The organism is Inquilinus sp. OTU3971, assembly GCF_038440215.1.
Genome location: NZ_JASATH010000177.1, coordinates 1 through 17,390 on the forward strand (window position 1 = coordinate 1; position 17,390 = coordinate 17,390).

Annotated in this window: 20 protein-coding genes; 11 read left to right on the forward strand and 9 right to left on the reverse strand. The window is 70.5% G+C overall.

Annotated features, from left to right (window positions below; genetic code table 11):
- On the forward strand, positions 1-189 hold a 189-nt coding region (locus tag AAHM41_RS31610; RefSeq protein WP_342240610.1), incomplete at its 5' end, for a hypothetical protein.
- A gap of 58 nt (positions 190-247) precedes the next feature.
- Positions 248-982 (forward strand): class I SAM-dependent methyltransferase, encoded by a 735-nt coding sequence (locus AAHM41_RS31615; RefSeq protein WP_342240611.1) that lies wholly within the window; start codon positions 248-250, stop codon positions 980-982.
- A 244-nt stretch (positions 983-1,226) separates the two neighbouring features.
- On the opposite strand, the gene rpmE is transcribed toward AAHM41_RS31615, so the two are convergent.
- The 4 genes from rpmE to AAHM41_RS31635 form a co-directional block, all read right to left on the reverse strand.
- Complete coding sequence (gene rpmE / locus AAHM41_RS31620) at positions 1,227-1,454, reverse strand: 50S ribosomal protein L31 (protein WP_342240612.1); 228 nt, start codon at positions 1,452-1,454, stop codon at positions 1,227-1,229.
- Between the two features lie 71 nt (positions 1,455-1,525).
- Entirely contained in the window at positions 1,526-1,957 is a 432-nt protein-coding gene (locus tag AAHM41_RS31625; RefSeq protein ID WP_342240613.1) for an HIT family protein, read from the reverse strand.
- A complete protein-coding gene (locus AAHM41_RS31630; RefSeq protein WP_342240614.1) occupies positions 1,954-2,730 on the reverse strand; it encodes an SDR family NAD(P)-dependent oxidoreductase in 777 nt (258 codons plus the stop codon). The genes AAHM41_RS31625 and AAHM41_RS31630 overlap by 4 nt, the downstream gene beginning before the upstream one ends.
- Positions 2,731-2,775: 45 nt before the next feature.
- Complete coding sequence (locus AAHM41_RS31635; protein ID WP_342240615.1) at positions 2,776-3,345, reverse strand: ATP-binding protein; 570 nt, start codon at positions 3,343-3,345, stop codon at positions 2,776-2,778.
- 95 nt (positions 3,346-3,440) lie between these two features.
- Between AAHM41_RS31635 and AAHM41_RS31640 the strand changes: the two genes are divergently transcribed.
- Entirely contained in the window at positions 3,441-4,190 is a 750-nt protein-coding gene (locus AAHM41_RS31640; RefSeq protein WP_342240616.1) for an HAD family hydrolase, read from the forward strand.
- On the opposite strand, the gene AAHM41_RS31645 is transcribed toward AAHM41_RS31640, so the two are convergent.
- The 3 genes from AAHM41_RS31645 to AAHM41_RS31655 are packed head-to-tail and all read right to left on the reverse strand — an operon-like array spanning position 4,132 to position 6,004.
- A complete protein-coding gene (locus tag AAHM41_RS31645; protein ID WP_342240617.1) occupies positions 4,132-4,917 on the reverse strand; it encodes an inositol monophosphatase family protein in 786 nt (261 codons plus the stop codon). The two genes, AAHM41_RS31640 and AAHM41_RS31645, sit on opposite strands and share 59 nt — an antisense overlap.
- A gap of 31 nt (positions 4,918-4,948) precedes the next feature.
- Entirely contained in the window at positions 4,949-5,266 is a 318-nt protein-coding gene (locus tag AAHM41_RS31650) for an antibiotic biosynthesis monooxygenase family protein (RefSeq protein ID WP_342240618.1), read from the reverse strand.
- A gap of 12 nt (positions 5,267-5,278) precedes the next feature.
- A complete protein-coding gene (locus tag AAHM41_RS31655; RefSeq protein ID WP_342240619.1) occupies positions 5,279-6,004 on the reverse strand; it encodes a GntR family transcriptional regulator in 726 nt (241 codons plus the stop codon).
- Between the two features lie 179 nt (positions 6,005-6,183).
- Between AAHM41_RS31655 and manD the strand changes: the two genes are divergently transcribed.
- From manD to AAHM41_RS31675, 4 genes are all read left to right on the forward strand, one after another.
- On the forward strand, positions 6,184-7,392 hold the full coding sequence (gene manD, locus AAHM41_RS31660) for a D-mannonate dehydratase ManD (RefSeq protein WP_342240620.1): 1,209 nt from the start codon (positions 6,184-6,186) through the stop codon (positions 7,390-7,392).
- Between the two features lie 38 nt (positions 7,393-7,430).
- A complete protein-coding gene (locus AAHM41_RS31665) occupies positions 7,431-8,468 on the forward strand; it encodes an L-idonate 5-dehydrogenase (RefSeq protein WP_342240621.1) in 1,038 nt (345 codons plus the stop codon).
- A 131-nt stretch (positions 8,469-8,599) separates the two neighbouring features.
- Positions 8,600-9,889, forward strand: a complete 1,290-nt coding sequence (locus tag AAHM41_RS31670; protein WP_342240622.1) for an MFS transporter — start codon at positions 8,600-8,602, stop codon at positions 9,887-9,889.
- A 91-nt stretch (positions 9,890-9,980) separates the two neighbouring features.
- Positions 9,981-11,108, forward strand: a complete 1,128-nt coding sequence (locus AAHM41_RS31675; RefSeq protein ID WP_342240623.1) for a cytochrome P450 — start codon at positions 9,981-9,983, stop codon at positions 11,106-11,108.
- A 137-nt stretch (positions 11,109-11,245) separates the two neighbouring features.
- On the opposite strand, the gene AAHM41_RS31680 is transcribed toward AAHM41_RS31675, so the two are convergent.
- Positions 11,246-12,130, reverse strand: coding sequence for a LysR family transcriptional regulator (locus tag AAHM41_RS31680; protein ID WP_342240624.1), 885 nt, complete (start codon positions 12,128-12,130; stop codon positions 11,246-11,248).
- A 100-nt stretch (positions 12,131-12,230) separates the two neighbouring features.
- On the opposite strand from AAHM41_RS31680, the gene AAHM41_RS31685 reads away from it, so the two are divergent.
- From AAHM41_RS31685 to AAHM41_RS31700, 4 genes are all read left to right on the forward strand, one after another.
- Positions 12,231-13,229: a zinc-dependent alcohol dehydrogenase family protein gene (locus AAHM41_RS31685; RefSeq protein ID WP_342240625.1), complete on the forward strand. Its 999-nt coding sequence runs from the start codon at positions 12,231-12,233 to the stop codon at positions 13,227-13,229.
- A gap of 244 nt (positions 13,230-13,473) precedes the next feature.
- Entirely contained in the window at positions 13,474-13,806 is a 333-nt protein-coding gene (locus tag AAHM41_RS31690) for a hypothetical protein (RefSeq protein WP_342240626.1), read from the forward strand.
- A gap of 168 nt (positions 13,807-13,974) precedes the next feature.
- Complete coding sequence (locus AAHM41_RS31695) at positions 13,975-15,195, forward strand: SGNH/GDSL hydrolase family protein (protein WP_342240627.1); 1,221 nt, start codon at positions 13,975-13,977, stop codon at positions 15,193-15,195.
- A gap of 48 nt (positions 15,196-15,243) precedes the next feature.
- Entirely contained in the window at positions 15,244-15,585 is a 342-nt protein-coding gene (locus tag AAHM41_RS31700) for a DUF1491 family protein (protein ID WP_342240628.1), read from the forward strand.
- A gap of 13 nt (positions 15,586-15,598) precedes the next feature.
- On the opposite strand, the gene AAHM41_RS31705 is transcribed toward AAHM41_RS31700, so the two are convergent.
- A complete protein-coding gene (locus AAHM41_RS31705) occupies positions 15,599-17,320 on the reverse strand; it encodes a Na/Pi cotransporter family protein (protein WP_342240629.1) in 1,722 nt (573 codons plus the stop codon).
- Positions 17,321-17,390 lie beyond the last annotated feature (70 nt).

Sequence of the window (17,390 nt, forward strand, 5' to 3'; positions counted from 1 at the left end):
CCGGGGGGGGCCGCCGGCGCTTTCCGCCCCCGCATTGGGGGCGCGCCGCGAGGCGGCTTCGCCCGATGCCGGGAACTCGAGCCGTCCCTGGCGGCGCTGTATCACCTCTATGCCCTGCGCATCGCGGAGCATGAGCGCGACCCGCCGCCCGAGGGCTGGTCGGGGGAAACCATCGCCGCGGAGAAGTAGGCAGGGGTCACCGGCCGGTGCCATAACAGGCAAGGAGCCGCCGGCAACGGAGACCAAGATGGACCGACTCTACGACGACCCGGATCTGGCCAGCTTCTACGATGTCGAGAACGCCTGGTCCTCCGACCAGGATCTCTGCCGGTCGCTGGCGGAAGGCTGCGCCTCCGTGCTCGACCTCGGCTGCGGCACCGGCTGGCTGGCGGCGGCGCTGGCGGACGAGCGCACGGCGTTCGGCGTCGACCCGGCGGACGCCATGCTGGAGATCGCCCGCGCCCGCCCGGGCGGCGACCGGGTGACCTGGGTCCGGGGCGACGGCCGCAGCGTCCGGCTGGGCCGGCGCTTCGACCTGATCGTGCTGACCGGCCATGCCTTCCAGGTATTCCTGACGCCGGAGGACCAGCTGGCGGCGCTGCGCACCATCGCGGCGCATCTGGCGCCGGACGGAAGGTTCATCTTCGACAGCCGCAACCCGGCGCGGGAGGAATGGCGGGAGTGGACGCCGGCGGAGTCGGACCGGCGGATCGAGCATCCCCGCTTCGGCCCGGTCGACGCCTGGAACGATGTCGAGCACGACCCGGACACCGGCATCGTCACCTACGGCACTTTCTACCGGATCGTGGCCGACGGCCGGGTGCTGTCCTCGCGCTCCCGCATCGCCTTCCCGCCGCGCGGCCAGCTCGAACGGCTGATCGGCGAGGCCGGGCTGGCGGTCGATACCTGGCTGGGCGACTGGACCGGCGCGCCCTGGACGCCGTCCTCGCGCGACTTCATCCCACTGGGCCGCCTGGCCTGAGAGTGAGGTGAGACGCAGATCGTCTCTCGTCCTCTTTTTGTCATGCCCGGGTTTGACCCGGGCATCCAGGGAATGTCGAGGCCGCTCTGGGTGGCCCCTGGATTGCCGGGTCAAGCCCGGCAATGACAGTAAAGGGGAAGCCGCCCCCAACATCGGCCGCTTCGGACATGCGAAAAGCCGGCCTCCCTGACGGGGGCCGGCTCGCAGACCAGCATCGGCAGGCGCCCCGCAGGGCGCCGCGCGATCAGGACTTCTTCAGGCCGAACGCCTCGAAGCGCTTGTTGAACTTGGCGACCTGGCCGCCGCGGTCCACGAGCTTCTGCACACCGGTCCAGGCCGGGTGCGACTTCGGGTCGATGTCGAGACGGAGGGTGTCGCCCTCCTTGCCGTAGGTGCTGCGAGTCTTGAACTCGGTCCCGTCGGTCATCACGACGTTGATTTCATGGTACTGGGGATGGATATCGGTCTTCATGGCCGCCGGCTCCGCACAAACGAGGGGGCCGTATACGCGACCCGGCCGCGGATTGCAAGGTCGCGCATGGCTCAGGTCGACTCCTCCAGCACCGTGCCCAGCCTGGCCAGCAGCGCCTCGGCCTCGCCCGGGTCGTAAGGCTCGGCCGTGCCGGCGCCCCAGACCGGTCCCGGCCAGGCGGCGTCGCCCGGCTGCCGCGCCAGGACATGGACGTGGAGCTGCGGCACGACGTTGCCGAGCGCGCCGATGTTGATCTTCATCGCCGGGAACACCGCGGCCAGGGCGCAGGCGGCCAGCATGGTCTCCTGATGCAGCGCCGTCTGGTCCTCCGGGGCCAGGGCGTGCCACTCCACCGCCTTGGCCCGGCGCGGCACCAGCAGCAGCCAGGGGAAGCGGCGGTCGTTCATCAGCCGCACCTGCGACAGCGACCAGTCGCGCCACACCAGGGTCGAGGCCGCGATCCGCGGATCGAGGATAAAGCCCGCATCCTTCGCCGCGCTCATGACGGCAGCCCCGTGCGCCGGCGCAGTTCTGGGTCGCGGATGCTGAGCTCCTGCCCGACCAGATCCTGCGCCTCGGGCCCGCACAGCCAGGCGATGACCCGGGCCGGATGCTCCGGCGGGGCATGCGCCTCGCGCGGCATCCGGCTGACCGGGTTGATGCCGGAAGCACGGATCTCGCCCTGCATCCTGGTGTCGACCGTGCCGGGGCGGAAGCCGAAGGCGCGGATGCCCTGGCCGCCATATTCCAGATGCAGCGACCGGGTCAGCATCGCCAGCCCGGCCTTGCCGGCGCAGTACGCGCTCCAGCCCTCATAGGCGTTCTCGGCGGCGCCGGAGCTGACATTGACCACGGTGCCGCCGCCGGACGCGATCATGCCGGGCAGCACCGCGCGCAGCACGGCATAGGCGCCGAGCAGGTTGACCGTGACGTTGCGAGCCCAGTCGGCCGGGTCGCAGTCGAGCAGCCGGCCGATCGGACCGACCATGCCGGCGTTGTTGACCAGGATGGTCGGCGTGCCCAGCGCCTCGGTCGCCTGACGCAACAGGTCATCGGCCCAGGCGACGTCGCCGATGTCGCCGGCGATGGCGACGGCCCGGCCGCCGGCCTGGCGCAGCTCGCGGGCGAGGCCGTCGATGTCCTCGGCCGAACGGGCGGTCAGCGCCACAGCCGCGCCCCGGGCCGCCAGCGCCCGCGCCACCGCGGCGCCGATGCCGCGGCTGGCCCCGGTGACCAGGGCCACCTTTCCATCCAGGCGGGCGTCAGGTTCGGTCATGGTCATGCATCCCCTTCTTCGTCTCGCACAGTCTATCCCAGGTGCTCAGCCACGCCACGCCTGGCCCTCGCGCAGGCGGACGGCCAGCACCCGCCGCACCCGGTCCTCGACCGTGGTGTCGCCCTCGATGCGCAGCACCGGGCAGGGCAGCCGGGCCAGCCAGGCCTCGTGCGCCTGGCGGTTGCGGCTGACCTGGGTGCCGATGTCGTAGGCCTCGGCCCAGTCGAGAAAGGCCTGGTAGGCCACATGCATCGGCCCGCCCGGGGCCAGCGCCGCCGCGCCATAGCGCTCGACCTCGCGGGCCCGCAGCCGTTCGAGCCGCAGCGCCGGCGGGACGATCAGGAAGACGACCAGGTCGAATCGCGGGATCAGCGGGTCGCCCCAGCCGATCAGCGAGCCGGTCAGCAGCCAGCGGTCGGTCCGGCCGAACGCGTCCTCGAGCAGCGCCAGCCGGTCGGGGATCGGCCGCTTCTGGTGGAACGGCGGGTCGGTCGGCAGCCAGTAGACATCGTCGGTGTCCAGGTGCAGCGCGCCGGTCTCGGCCGCCAGCGCCCGGCCCAGCGTCGTGGTGCCGGAGCCGGATGCCCCGGTGATGTGGATGCGCCTGGGCCTCATGGTCATCCTGTAGCCGCGTCTGCGACTTGCACATAGCGCAGCGGCATGATGTTGTCGCCCCGCCATTCCCTGCGCCTCCCTGCCCCGGACCTGCGATGCTGGTGATCTTCGACTGCGACGGCGTGCTGATCGATTCGGAAGTGATCTTCTGCGCCATCGATTCCGAGGCGCTGGCCCGGCTGGGCCACGCCGTGGCGCCGAGCGAGATCGCCCGGCGCTTCTGCGGCACGCCGCACCATGTGGCGTGGAGCACGCTGGCGGCGGAGCTGGGCTTCACGGTCGAGGACAGCATCATCGAGGAGATCAAGGCCGAGAGCGCCCGGCGCTTCGTCACCGAGCTGCGCGCCATCGCCGGCGCCGCCGAGGCGATCGAGGCCGCCGCCGGCCTCGGCCACCCGCCCTGCGTCGCCTCCTCCACCGGCCTGCCCAATCTGCGCCGCAACCTGGAGACGGCCGAGCTGCTGCCGCTGGTCGACCCTTATGTGTTCTCGGCCAGCCAGGTGAAGCGCGGCAAGCCGGCGCCGGACGTCTTCCTCTACGCCGCCTCGCAGATGGGCGCCGATCCGGCGGACTGCCTTGTGATCGAGGATTCGATCCACGGCGTCACCGCCGCCCGCCGGGCCGGGATGAAGGTGGTCGGCTTCACCGGCGGCGGCCATGCCGACCCCGAGCTGGCGCAGCGGCTGAAGGCCGCCGGCGCCGGCCGCAGCTTCGCTACCATGGCGGAGGTCGCAGCCTGGCTGGCGGCGGGGACGCCGCCGCCACGCTACAACCTGGGCGACGTGCTCAGACCAGCGCCCGGAGCTGGCGCGCCAGGTCCGCGACGCCCGGCGCCGCGGCGGTGACCGGGCCGCTCTGCGCCCCGCTCGCGATGAAGTCGTCGGTGACGCCGCCGGCCTCGCGCACCAGCACCAGCCCGGCCATCACGTCCCAGGCATTGGTGTGGGCGGCGGCGTAGCCGTCGAAGCGGCCATCGGCGACATAGGCCAGCGACATGGCCGATGAGCCGAGCCGCCGGTACTCCGCACCATGGGTCAGGATGTGGCCGACCTGCTCGACATGCTCCGGCACCTTGCGGCCCGGCGAATAGCCGACGCCGATCACCGCCGTCTCCGGCCGTGCCGCGGCGTTGACCGCGATGGGCGTGCCGTTGCGGGTGGCGCCCTGCCCCGCCACGGCGCTGTACAGCTCGTCCCGCACCGGCTCGTAGATCACGCCGAGCGCCGGCTTGCCGTCGATGGTGGCGCCGATCGAGACGCACCAGACCGGCCGGTCGCGCAGGAAGTTCGCGGTGCCGTCGATCGGGTCCAGCCCCCAGACGACGCGGGCGCCCTGCCGGTCCAGCCCGAACTCCTCGCCCAGCACGGCGTGATCGGGGAAGATCTCGCGCAGCCGGCCCCGGATCAGGGTCTCGACCGCCTTGTCGACCGCGGTGACGAAATCCTGCGGGCCCTTGGCCTCGATCGCGAGGTCGCGGTGCTCGGCCAGATGGGCCAGGGCCAGCCGGCCGCCGGCCCGGGCCAGCGCCTCGGCCACGATCCGCATCAGGGCGAGGGTCTGCTGATCGCTCACCGGCAACTCCTGTTTCTTCGGAAGCGAGCGATCATCCGGGACCCGCCCCCTCCTCGACAACCGTGTAGTGGTGGACCCTGCTATCGAACCGGGTCAGCGCCGCGACGGCGGCCGGCTCGACCACCGCCTGCTCCGGATCGTCCCCGGCGAAGGCGCGGATCGCGTCCATCGACTCCCAGCGGGTCAGCACCATGAACTCGATCTCGCCGGGCCGATCCTGGCGCAGCAGCGAGGCACCGCGGAACCCGGCGATGCCGCGCAGCGCCGGCAGCACCGCGCCGCGGAAATGCTCGGGATAGGCCGATGGTTTGGACAGGGCGGCAGTGCCGCGCCAGACGCGGACGATCATCTTCGGCCTCCTTCAGGCATCCAGCTCGAACAGTTCCGGCCGGCGCTCGGCAATCGGCCCGAGCGACGACAGGATCTCGCGCAGATGGCGGCGCATCGCCGCCTCGGCCGCGTCGGGGTCGTGCGCCCGCAGCCCGGCCACGATCTCCTCATGCTGCGCGATCAGCATCTCCAGCGGCGAGACGTCGGGCAGGCTGAGATAGCGCACCCGGTCCATCTGCGCCTTCATGTTCTCGATCGTGCTCCAGGCCGGCAGGCAGTCGATCACCTCGATGATCAGGCGGTGGAAGCCCTCGTCCAGCGCCAGGAAGCCGGCATGGTCGTGGCGCCGGGCGGCGTCGTGCTGCGCCGCCAGGCTGCGGTCCAGCCGCTGCAGGCCCGCCGCGTCGATGCTCTCGGCGGCGAGGCGCACCACCGCCGCCTCCACCGCCTCGCGGATGAAGCGGCCCTGCTCGACCTGGCGGCGCGAGATCTTGCGCACCCGGGTGCCGCGCTGCGGCAGCACCTGCAGCAGCCCGGCTTCGACCAGCTTGATGAAAGCCTCGCGCACCGGCTGGCGCGACACGCCGAACATCTCCGACCCGTCCTTCTCGGACAGCGCGGTGCCGGGCGGCAGCAGGCCGGTGATGATCGCCTGGCGCAGCCCCTCATAGACCTGCCGGCCGATCGGCCCCTCACCGCCCAGGGGGATGCTCCCCGGCAATGTCCTGGGCTGGTCGGCCCTCCGTCGTCCGGCCATGTCTCCTCCCGTTCCGCCCCGTTGCGGCCCCCAGCATACAGGGGATCGCCCCGCCTGCTAGCGTAGGACCATCGGGGTTCGCCATACTTGTATGGTGATTAAAGATACGCTATAGGTCGTGTCGCTTCCCGCCGCGCAAAAGCGGCGACGGACAAGCCGCAGCCGGGAGAGAACGCGCCATGAAGATCGTCCGCGCCGATGTCATCGTCACCTGCCCCGGGCGCAACTTCGTCACGCTGAAGCTGGTCACCGACGAGGGGGTGCACGGCGTCGGCGACGCCACGCTGAACGGGCGCGAGCTGGCGGTGGCCAGCTATCTCCGCGACCATGTCTGCCCGCTGCTGGTCGGGCGCGACCCGCACCGCATCGAGGACATCTGGCAGTATCTGTACAAGGGCGCCTATTGGCGCCGCGGGCCGGTGACGATGAGCGCGATCGCCGCCGTCGACATGGCGCTGTGGGACATCAAGGCCAAGGTCGCCGGGCTGCCGCTGTACCAGCTGCTGGGCGGCGCATCGCGCGACGGCGTGATGGTCTACAGCCACGCCACCGGTCGCGACATCCCGGAGACGCTGGACCGCTACGCCGCCTATCAGGAGAAGGGCTATAAGGCGATCCGCGTGCAGTGCGGCGTGCCCGGCATGGCCTCGGTCTACGGCGTCAGCAAGGGCGGCGACGCCTATGAGCCGGCGACCAAGGGCTGGCCCGAGGAGCAGGGCTGGTCGACCGAGAAGTACCTGAACTACGTCCCTAAGCTGTTCGAGGCGGTGCGCGACAAATTCGGCTTCGACGGCCATCTGCTGCACGACGTGCACCACCGGCTGACGCCGATCGAGGCGGCGCGGCTGGGCAAGGCGGTCGAGCCCTACGCCCTGTTCTGGCTGGAGGACCCGGTCGCGGCCGAGAACCAGGAGGCCTACCGGCTGATCCGGCAGCACACCACCACCCCGATCGCGGTCGGCGAGGTGTTCAACAGCATCTGGGACTGCAAGCTGCTGATCGAGGAGCAGCTGATCGACTACATCCGGGCGACGCTGACCCATGCCGGCGGCATCACCCATCTGCGCCGGATCGCCGATTTCGCCGCCCTGCACCATGTCCGCACCGGCTGCCACGGCCCGTCCGACCTGTCGCCGGTGTGCATGGGCGCGGCCCTGCATTTCGACCTGTGGGTGCCGAATTTCGGCGTCCAGGAATATATGGGCTACCCCGAGCCGGCGCTGGAGGTGTTCCCGCATGCCTGGTCGTTCGAGGACGGGTACATGCATCCGGGCGAGGCGCCCGGCCACGGCGTCGACATCGACGAGAAGCTCGCCGCCCGCTTCCCCTACGACCCCGCCTACCTGCCGGTGGCGCGGCTCGAAGACGGCACGCTGACCAGCTGGTAGAACGCCCCTTCCGGCATCATCGCTTCAGGAGAATCCCCATGTTCGCCGCCGTGCTGCACCAAGCGAAGGATCTGCGGATCGAGGATCGCGAGCCGCCGAGTCTCGCCCCCGGCGAGGTCAAGGTGCGGTTCCGCGCCGGCGGCATCTGCGGCTCCGACCTGGCCTATTACTCCAAGGGCAAGACCGGCGATTTCCACCTGCGCGAGCCGCTGATCCTCGGCCATGAGATGGCCGGCGAGGTGGCGGAGGTGGCGCCCGACGTCGAGGGCCTGGCGGTCGGCCAGCCGGTCGCGGTCAATCCCAGCCGGGCCTGCGGCCGCTGCGAGTACTGCATGGCCGGGCTGGAGAACCAGTGCCTGAACATGCGGTTCCTGGGCAGCGCCTCGATCTTCCCGCACATGCAGGGCGCCTTCCGCGAGTACCTTGTCGTGCCGGCGCGGCAGTGTGTCCCAGTGCCCGAGCATGTCAGCTTCGCCGAGGCGTCGATGGCGGAGCCGCTGGCGGTGTCGCTGCACGCCGTCCGCCGCGCCGGGCCGCTACTGGGCGAGGAGGTGCTGATCGTCGGCTGCGGCCCGATCGGCGCGCTGGTGCTGCTGGTGGCGCGCCAGGCCGGCGCCCGCCGCATCACCGTGGTCGACCTGGCCGAGAAGGCGCGCGAGACGGCGCTGGGCCTGGGCGCCGACGAGGCCGTCGACGGCCGGGACGAGGACCGGATCGCGGCGTGGAGCCGGAACCGCGGCCGCTTCGGCGTGACGATCGAGGCCTCGGGCGCCCCGGCCGGGCTGGACACCGCCTTACGCGCCGCCCGCGCCCGCGGCCGGGTGGTCCAGCTCGGCAACATGCCGGCCGGCCAGTCGCCGGTCTCGGCCAATCTCGTCATGTCGAAGGAGCTGGAGTATCGCGGCTCGTTCCGTTTCGCCGAGGAATACGCGCTGGCGGTCGAGATGATCGCCGGCAAGCGGATCGACCTGAAGCCCTTGATGACCCACCGCTTCCCGATCCGAGAGGCGGACCAGGCCTTCCAGGTCGCCCTCGACCGCAACCAGTCCATGAAGGTCCACCTCTTGGATCTGTAGCGAGCAGGTTGGGTTCGCCGCCGGCGAACCCGACATCCCACGACTCTTGCGGCCTCCGATCTGTTGGGTTCGCTGTCGCGAACCCAACCTGCGAGGCCTCCGAACCGCCCCCCGCAAGCGGAAGGAAACCCATGTTCAGAAGCGTTCGCTGGCTGATCGTCGGCCTGCTGTTCATCGCCGGCATGATCAACTATCTCGACCGCTCGGCGCTGTCGATCGCGGCGCCGCTGATCCAGCAGGATCTCGGCCTGGACCACGCCCAGATGGGCGTGATCTTCAGCAGCTTCTTCGCCGGCTATGCCGTGTTCAACTTCATCGGCGGCTGGCTGTCGGATCGGATCGGGCCGAAGGCGGTGTTCACCGGCGCCATGGGGATGTGGTCGCTGTTCTGCGGCCTGACCGCGGCGGCCACCGGCTTCGTCTCGATGATCGTGTTGCGCGTGCTGTTCGGCGTCGGCGAAGGGCCGCTGAGCTCGACCATGAGCAAGACGGTCAGCAACTGGTTCCCGCGGCGCGAGGCGGCGACGGCGATCGGCATCGTCAATTCCGGCACGCCGCTGGGTGGCGCCGTGGCCGGGCCGATCGTCGGCTATCTGGCGCTGGCCTTCGGCTGGCGCCTGGCCTTCGTCATCATCATGCTGCTCGGCTTCCTGTGGCTGGTGTTCTGGCTGCGGATGTCGACCGACCGCCCGGCCCAGCATCCGCGCATCAGCGACGCCGAGCGCCGGCTGATCGAAGAGGGCCAGGCCCAGATCGATGCCGCGGCCCGGCTGCCGGCCCAGAGCCTGGGCTTCTATCTGCGCCAGCCGATCGTGCTGGCCACCGCCTTCGCCTTCTTCACCTACAACTACGTGCTGTTCTTCTTCCTGACCTGGTTCCCGAGCTACCTGACCGAGGTGCACAAGCTCAGCATCAAGGATATGAGCCTGGCCACGGTGATCCCGTGGGTGCTCGGCTTTCTCGGCCTGGCGCTGGGCGGCTTCGTCTCCGACCGCATCTTCCGGCTGACCGGCCGGGCGCTGCTGTCGCGCAAGCTGGTGCTGATCGGCGGGCTCGGCGTCGCCGCGGTGGGCGTCGCCCTGGCCGGCGACGTGGCCGATGTGACCAGCGCGGTGGCGCTGATGTCGGTCTCGATCTTCGGCCTGTACCTCACCGGCTCGATCTACTGGGCAGTGATCCAGGACGCGGTGCGCGGCGAGAATGTCGGCGGCGTCGGCGGCTTCATCCACTTCCTGGCCAATCTCGCCGGCATCATCGGGCCGGCGGTGACCGGCTTCATCATCCAGGCGACCGGCGGCGTCTACACCAGCGCCTTCGTGCTGGCCGGCGGCCTCGCCGTGCTCGGCGCCGTGGCCTCGCTGGTCTTCATCCGCGAGCCGCGCGGCCGGACCGGCGGGATCGCGGTGGAGGGGGCGGAGTAGCCGCCATCCTTCGACGGAGGCCGAAGCGTCTCCGGCCTCCGGACGGGATCGAACGGCTATGATGGCGGCCACTCCAGCCGAGGGGCCGATCATGCAGCCGCCGAGCGATCCCGTCGCCGCCGTCACCCATCCCGACCCGTACCCCTACTACACCACATCGCTGCAGCGGCCTTTCCATCGCGACGACGCGCTCGGCCTGTGGGTCGCTGCCGGCGCCGAGGCCGCCATGGCGGTGCTGGCCAGCCCGGCCTGCCGGGTCCGGCCGCCGGCCGAGCCGGTGCCGACGCCGCTGCTGGGCGGCGCCGTCGGCGACCTGTTCGGCCGGCTGGTACGGATGACCGACGGCGACTCCCAGGCCCGGGCCAAGCGGGCGGTCGTGGCCGCGCTGGACGTCCCGGCCGAGATCGTGGCGGCGGAGGCCCGGCGCCAGGCTGACGCCCTGACCACCGGTCGCATCGACCTCGACGATCTGCTGTTCGCCCTGCCGGTGCGTGTCGTCGGCGCCTTGCTGGGCTTCGACCGGCTGGCCGAGGTCGCGGACCGGATGCGCGAGGTGGTCGCCGCGATCGCCCCGGGCGCGACCGCTGATGCGATCCAGCGCGGGCATGAGGCGGCGGCCCGGATGGTCGCCCTGACCGAGGCCCTGATCGCATCCGGCAGGGACGGCCTTGCCCGGCGCCTGCGCGACGCGGCGGAGCAGGAGGGCGGCGTCGATCCTGCCGTGGTTACCGCCAACGCCGTCGGCTTCCTGTTCCAGGTGCATGACGCCGGCGCCGGACTACTCGGCAACGCCATCGCCACCCTCGGCGCCCGGCCGGAGCTGCGCCGCCAGGCGATGTCGGACCGTGCGCTGCTGCCGGGCCTGATCCAGGAGGTGCTGCGCTGCGATCCGCCAGCCCAGAACACTCGCCGCTTCGTCGCCGAGGACACAGTGATCGCCGGCCAGTCGCTGCGCGCGGGCGATGCGATCCTGGTCGTCATCGCCGCGGCCAACCGCGACCCGGCGCTGAACACCGATCCGAACCGCTTCGACCCCGCCCGGCCCGACCGGCGCCTGCTGACCTTCGGCCATGGCCGCCACGCCTGCCCGGGCGACGCCATCGCCGCCGCGATCGCCGTGGCCGGCCTCGACACCCTGCTCGACCGGTTCCCGGACTGGCCCGAGCGGCCGGCGGGCTACCGGCCGTCGCCGAACGTCCGGATTCCGCGGTTTTCATGATCCTGGCTGCGTGTTTCCCCTTCTGTTATTGCCGGGCTTGACCCGGCAATCCAGGGGCCACCCAGAGCGGCATCGGCATTTCCTGGATGCCCGGGTCAAGCCCGGGCATGACAGTTTTGGATTGTCTTCGCCTGAGCCTACCCGAACGCCTCGACCACCGCGTCGATGAAGCTGCGCAGCTTCGGGGTCGGACGGCGGTCGGGGGCGAACAGGATGTGCATCGGCCGCGACGGCGGGTCGTAGCCCGGCAGCACCCGCACCAGCCGGCCGGCGGCGATGTCGTCGCGCAGCAGCCCCTCCGGCTGCAGGATGATGCCCAGCCCCTCCAGCGCCGCGCTGCGCAGGGCCTGACCGCTGTTGACCGAGAAGCGGCCGCGGACATGGACCGAATGCAAGGTCCCGTCGGGGCCGGTGAACTGCAGCAGGTCGCGCGGCTCCCAATGGGCGAAGCCGAGGCATTCGTGGCTCGCCAGATCCTCCGGCCGCGCCGGCACGCCGCGCTCGGCGAGATACGCAGGCGCGGCGCAGGCGACCAGCCGATAGGGCCGCAGCCGGCGGGCGACCAGGCTGGAATCGGGCAGCGGTGCGATCCGGATCACGGCCTCGTACCCCTCCTCCACCAGGTCGACGATGCGGTCGCTCAGCATCACCTCGATGCTGACCTCCGGATGGGCGCGCAGGTAGCGCGCCACCATCGGCATCAGCTCATGCGCGCCGAAGGTGACCGGCGCGTTGACCCGCAGCCGGCCGCGCGGCACGGCGCGGAGATCGGCGGCCAGCGCCTCCGCCGCCTCGGCCTCGGCCAGCACGTTGCGGCAGCTGTCGTAGAAGGCGCGGCCGACCTCGGTGAGGCTCTGCCGCCGCGTGGTGCGGGCCAGCAGGCGGGCGCCCAGCCGGTCCTCCAGGAAGCGGATGTGCTTGCCCACCATCGGGGCGGACAGGCCGAGCACCTCCGCCGCGGCGGCGAAGGAGCCGGTTTCGACCGAGCGGACGAACACCGCCATGCTGGTGAGCCGATCCATGATTGGAAACCATTGGTTCCGACTGTCGCGATAGACCGGATATTTATAGCAGTTCAAGGAACAATCATATCGGTGGGCGTCCCATCCACAGGAGCCCGACATGGTCCGCATGGTCCGCATCGTCCGCATCCACGAACTCGGCGGCCCCGAGGTCCTTCGCATCGAGGAGGTCGATGTGCCGCCGCCCGGCCCAGGCGAGATCCGGTTGCGGGTCAAGGCGCTCGGCCTGAACCGTGCCGAATCGATGTTCCGCACCGGCTACTATCCGGAATCGCCAGACTTCCCGGCCCGGCTGGGCTACGAGGCCGCCGGGCTGGTCGAGGCGCTGGGCCCGGGCGTCACCGGCTTTGCCGTGGGCGACGCGGTCAGCATCGTGCCGCCGCTGTCGATCACCCGCTGGGGCACCTATGGCGAGGTCGCCAATGTCCCGGCCGAGGTGACGGTGAAGCATCCGGCCACCCTGTCCTGGACCGAGGCCGCCGCGGTCTGGATGCAGTACGTCACCGCCTATGGCGCGCTGGTCGAGGTCGCCGGGCTCGGAAAGGGCGATTCGGTGCTGATCACCGCCGCCTCCAGCAGCGTCGGCCTGGCCGCGATCCAGATCGCCAACCGGGTCGGCGCGACGTCGATCGCCGCCACCCGCACCGCCGCCAAGGCCGCGGCGCTGCGCGACGCCGGCGCCGCGCATGTGATCGTCACCGAGGAGGAGGATTTGGCCGCCCGAGCCAAGGCCATCACCGGCGGCGCCGGCGTCCGAGCGGTGTTCGACCCGGTCGCCGGCCCGGGCGTGAACGCGCTGGCCGAGGCGCTGGGCCAGGGCGGCATCCTGGTCGAGTACGGCGCGCTGAGCCCCGAGCCGACGCCGTTCCCGCTGTTTCCGACCCTGGTCAAGGGCCTGATCCTCAAGGGCTACCAGTACAAGGAGATCGTCCGCGATCCGGCGCGGCTGGACCGCGCCAAGCGCTTCATCGTCGAGGGGCTGGCCGACGGGTCGCTGAAACCGGTGATCGACCGGGTGTTCCCGCTGGACCGGATCGTCGAGGCGACCCGTTACCTCGAATCCAACCAGCAGATCGGCAAGATCGTGGTCACGATCTGAGCCATCGTCTGCAGATAACGAAGCCGCACCACGCCCCTGTGCTGTCATTGCCAGGCTTGACCCGGCAATCCAGAGAATCTCGGCATCTTCTGGATGCCCGGGTCAAGCCCGTGCATGACAGTTGGAGTATCGGACCGCTGGTTCGACCGGCAGCGTGATCGGCTCAATCACGATCCATTAACGCGCAAGGATCTACCGTCCCCGGGATATCGACCGAAACCTTCGATCAATTCGGGGATTGATCATGCGCACTATCGAACAGCCTCCGCCTGCCCGGATGACCGCCGAATGGGCCCGTCGCTATCTGCAGCGTCTGGAGCAGCCGCTCGATCCCTGGGAGACGGACTACTTCCGCAGCGGCTGCAACTTCCTGGCCCGTGATTCGGCCACCGGTGCGATCGCCTGCTGGAAGTCGATGAACCTGCCGATCGACCGGCGACGCGAGACCTATACCGGGCCGATGGGCACCACGCCCCTGACCCGGCAGGAGATGGACCGCCTGTACGGCCTGCTGGAGAAGCTGGCCGACGGCGAGGACGCCTCGCACCAGGTGGCGGCGCTGCGGCGCTTGCGCTGACGTCAGCCGATCCGGGGGGAGTGATCGCCGGGCGTGGAGCCTCTCCACGCCCGCGTTCATGTCCGCCCGGCGTTGCCCCGGCAGGCATTGTTTCCTCATACTTCCATCGCCGGCACGGTCCGGCGGGCTGCCGAATCCATCGGCGGCCACAGCGGGAGGAAAAGCCGAATGATCCGACGCAACGCAATCGGCCGGTCATGGCTGGCCGCCGCCGTGCTGCTGGCAGGCCTGGCAGGACCCGCCTCGGCGCAGGACAGCTGGATCGGCAGCTGGGGCGCCAGCCCGGCCTTCCCGGTCGGGCCGGAACTGAACAACGCCACCATCCGCCAGCTGGTGCGAATCAGCGCCGGCGGCAGCCAGGTCCGGGTGCGCTTCACCAACGAGACCGGCCCCCAGCCGGTGATGATCGGCGCCGCCACCATCGCCCGGCCCGGCAACGCCCCGGGATCGATCGACCCGGCCAGCAGCAAGCCCCTGACCTTCGGCGGCGCAACCTCGATCACCGTGCCGCCCGGCGCCCCCGCGATTTCCGACCCGATCGACCTCGCCGTCTCGCCGCTCGACAGCCTCTCGATCAGCCTGTTCGTGTCGCGCTGGACCGGACCGTCGGTCGTGCACCCCCTGGGCGTGCAGACCGCCTGGGTCTCGCTCGCCGGCGACAGCACCACGGCGGCCACCCTGCCCGAGGAGACCGAATCGACCATGCGCTTCCTGCTGTCGCGGGTCGAGGTGGCGGCGGCGGGCGGCACCGTCGTGACCCTCGGCGATTCGATCACCGACGGCTATGGCTCGGGCGTGGACGGCAACCGGCGCTGGCCGGACATCCTGGCCGAGCGGCTGGCGAAAGCCGGCGGCCCGGCGGTCGGCGTGGTCAATTCCGGCATCAGCGGCAACCGCATCCTGCACGACTTGCCGGAGCAGCTGTTCGGCCCCAGCGCCCTGTCGCGCTTCGATCGCGACGTGCTGTCGGTGCCCGGCGTGCGCTGGGTGGTGATCATGGAGGGCATCAACGACATCGGCCATTCCGGCTCGGCCGGGCTGACCGAGCAGGCGGTGTCGGCCGACGAGATCATCGGCGGGCTGCGCCAACTGGTGGCCCGCGCCCGTGGCGCCGGGCTGAAGGCCTATTGCGCCACGCTGACGCCCTATGAGGGCACGGTCTTCGCCAACTACTACAGCGCCGAGGGCGAGACCAAGCGCCAGGCGGTGAACCAGTGGATCCGCACCGGCCAGGGCTGCGACGCGGTGATCGATTTCGACGCCGTGGTGCGCGACCCGGCCCAGCCGTCGAAGCTGAAGGCGGAGTTCGACGAGGGCGACCACCTGCACCCGAACGCCGCGGGCTACGAGGCCATGGCGAATTCGGTGGATCTCGGGCTGTTCAAGTAGAGCGACGGCGGGTCCCCGGGGCAGGGTTCCTCTGCTATACCCTGCCCCATGTCGACCGACCGTCTTCCGACCGAGCTGTGGGTCCAGGCCCATCTGCGGCAGCTGGGGCACCAGGCCATCCCGGCCTATGTCGTCCGCAAGGGCGACCCGCGCGCCGGCCTGCTGATCCTGAAGCTCAACCTAGGGCTGCCGGGCTGCCGGGTGCTGAGCCAGTCGCGCGACCTGGACGGCGCCCTCGCCTGGCTACCCGCCAAGGGCGGCGAGCTGCTGCCGGAGGCCGATGCCGATGCCTATATTGCCCGCGCGGTCCAGCGCGATCCCGATCTCTGGGTGGTCGAGATCGAGGATCGCGAGGGCCGGCACCCCTTCGAGGGACGCGTTCTGATCTAGCCGGCGAGCCGACCTATTGCGCCGGAACCAGGCCCGGCTCCCCCGCGGCCGGCCGGCCGCCGGCGCCGGACAGCTTCTCCATCCGTTCCAGGACAGCGGACCGGTCCACCGACCGGCGCTCCGCATCAATGCGCGCGATCAGCAGCTCCGCCCGCTCGACGCTGCCGAGGATCGCGAGGATCGCGCCGCGCTCGGCCGGGGTGATGCCGGCGCCCTTCAGGGTGCGCAGGCGCAGCTCCTCCACCGGCGGGCTCTGGACATGGCCGGCCGGCAGCATGGGCTCGAGGGGACCGGTCGGCAGGATCGGACGCAGCGCCAAGTCGAGCTTGTCGAGCGCCGCGGTGACGATGGCCTGGGCCTCGGCCTCGAATTTCTGTCGCTTGGTCCGGCGGGCGACCTGGTGCAGCGCCTCGGCCAGGCTCGCAGTGAAGTCCGCCTCCTCGATCAGGCTCGCCACCAGATCGAGCTGGTCGTAGGACATGTCCGGCCGGAACAGCGACGCGGTGTAGGACCGGATGTCCCGGTTCAGGATGTCGACCGCGACGTAATGCTCGCCCGGATCCTCGGGCACGCCCTTCTTGCCGCGGGCGATGTCGAGGAAGACCGCGCCGGCCTGCAGGTCGCGCAGCGTCTCCTTCTGCACGGCCGGGACGGCGCGGATCAGGTCGCCCGCGATCGAGCGGTCGAGATATTTCGGGGTCGAGTAGTCCTCGATGGCCTCGGCCTCGCTGTGGCCGATCCGGGCCAGGAACCGCTCGAACACGCCGACGAAGGGAAACAGCAACAGGGTGTTGAAGATGTTGAAGCCGGTCGAATAAAGGCCGATCGCCACCGGCACCAGGGGATAGGTCTCCTTGCCGTCGACCATGACCGGCAAGCCGGGGTCGCCGCCGAACCAGCCCATCACATATTCCAGCAGCGGCATCGACAGGAAGAACAGCGGCAGCATCACCGCCACGCCGATGAAGTTGAAGGAGATGTGCGCGTAGGCGGCCCGCTTGGCGTTCTTCGACAGGTTGAGCGAGGCCATCCAGGAGGTGATCGTGGTGCCGAGATCGGCGCCGAGCGAGAACGCGACCGCGGTCTGCCAGTCGAGGATGCCCGAGGCCCCCAACCCCATGACGATGCCGATCGTCGCCGAGGAGGAATGGATCAGCGCCGTGATGGCAGCCGCGATCAGCACGCAGGCGATCAGGCCGCCGAAGCTGTCGGCCCGCAGGGTCGAGATCACCTCCATGATCTCGGGCATGTTGCGCAGCGGCTTGAGGCCGCCCGTCATCAGGTTCAGGCCGTAGAAGATCAGGGCGAAGCCCATGCAGGCGAGCGCGATGTTGCGGGTCTTCTCGCTCTTCCCGAACACGTAGAACAGGGCCGCGATGCCCGCGCCGAGCAGGCCGAGCGGGCCGAGCGGCAGCGCGATCAGGCCGTTGCCCAGGGTCGTGCCGATATTGGCGCCCATGATCACGCTGATCGCCGGCCGCAGCGCCACCACCCCGGCATTCACCAGGCCCACCACCATCACCGTCATCGCGGTGGAGGACTGCAGGAGACCGGTGATGACGGTTCCCGCCACGACGCCTTTGGACGGCGTACCGGCGAACTTCGCCAGCAGATCGCGCATGCGGTTCACCGCCAGCGCCTGGATCCCGTTCGACATGAATTCGAGGCCGAGCAGGAAGACGCCCAAGCCGCCGATGATCGGGACGATCATGTCCCGGAAATAATCCACCTGCACGATGTCCCCCTCAGGATATCGAAATCGGACGGGCCGCGCCTGTCGCCGGCGCTTCGCCCGTTTGCTAGTG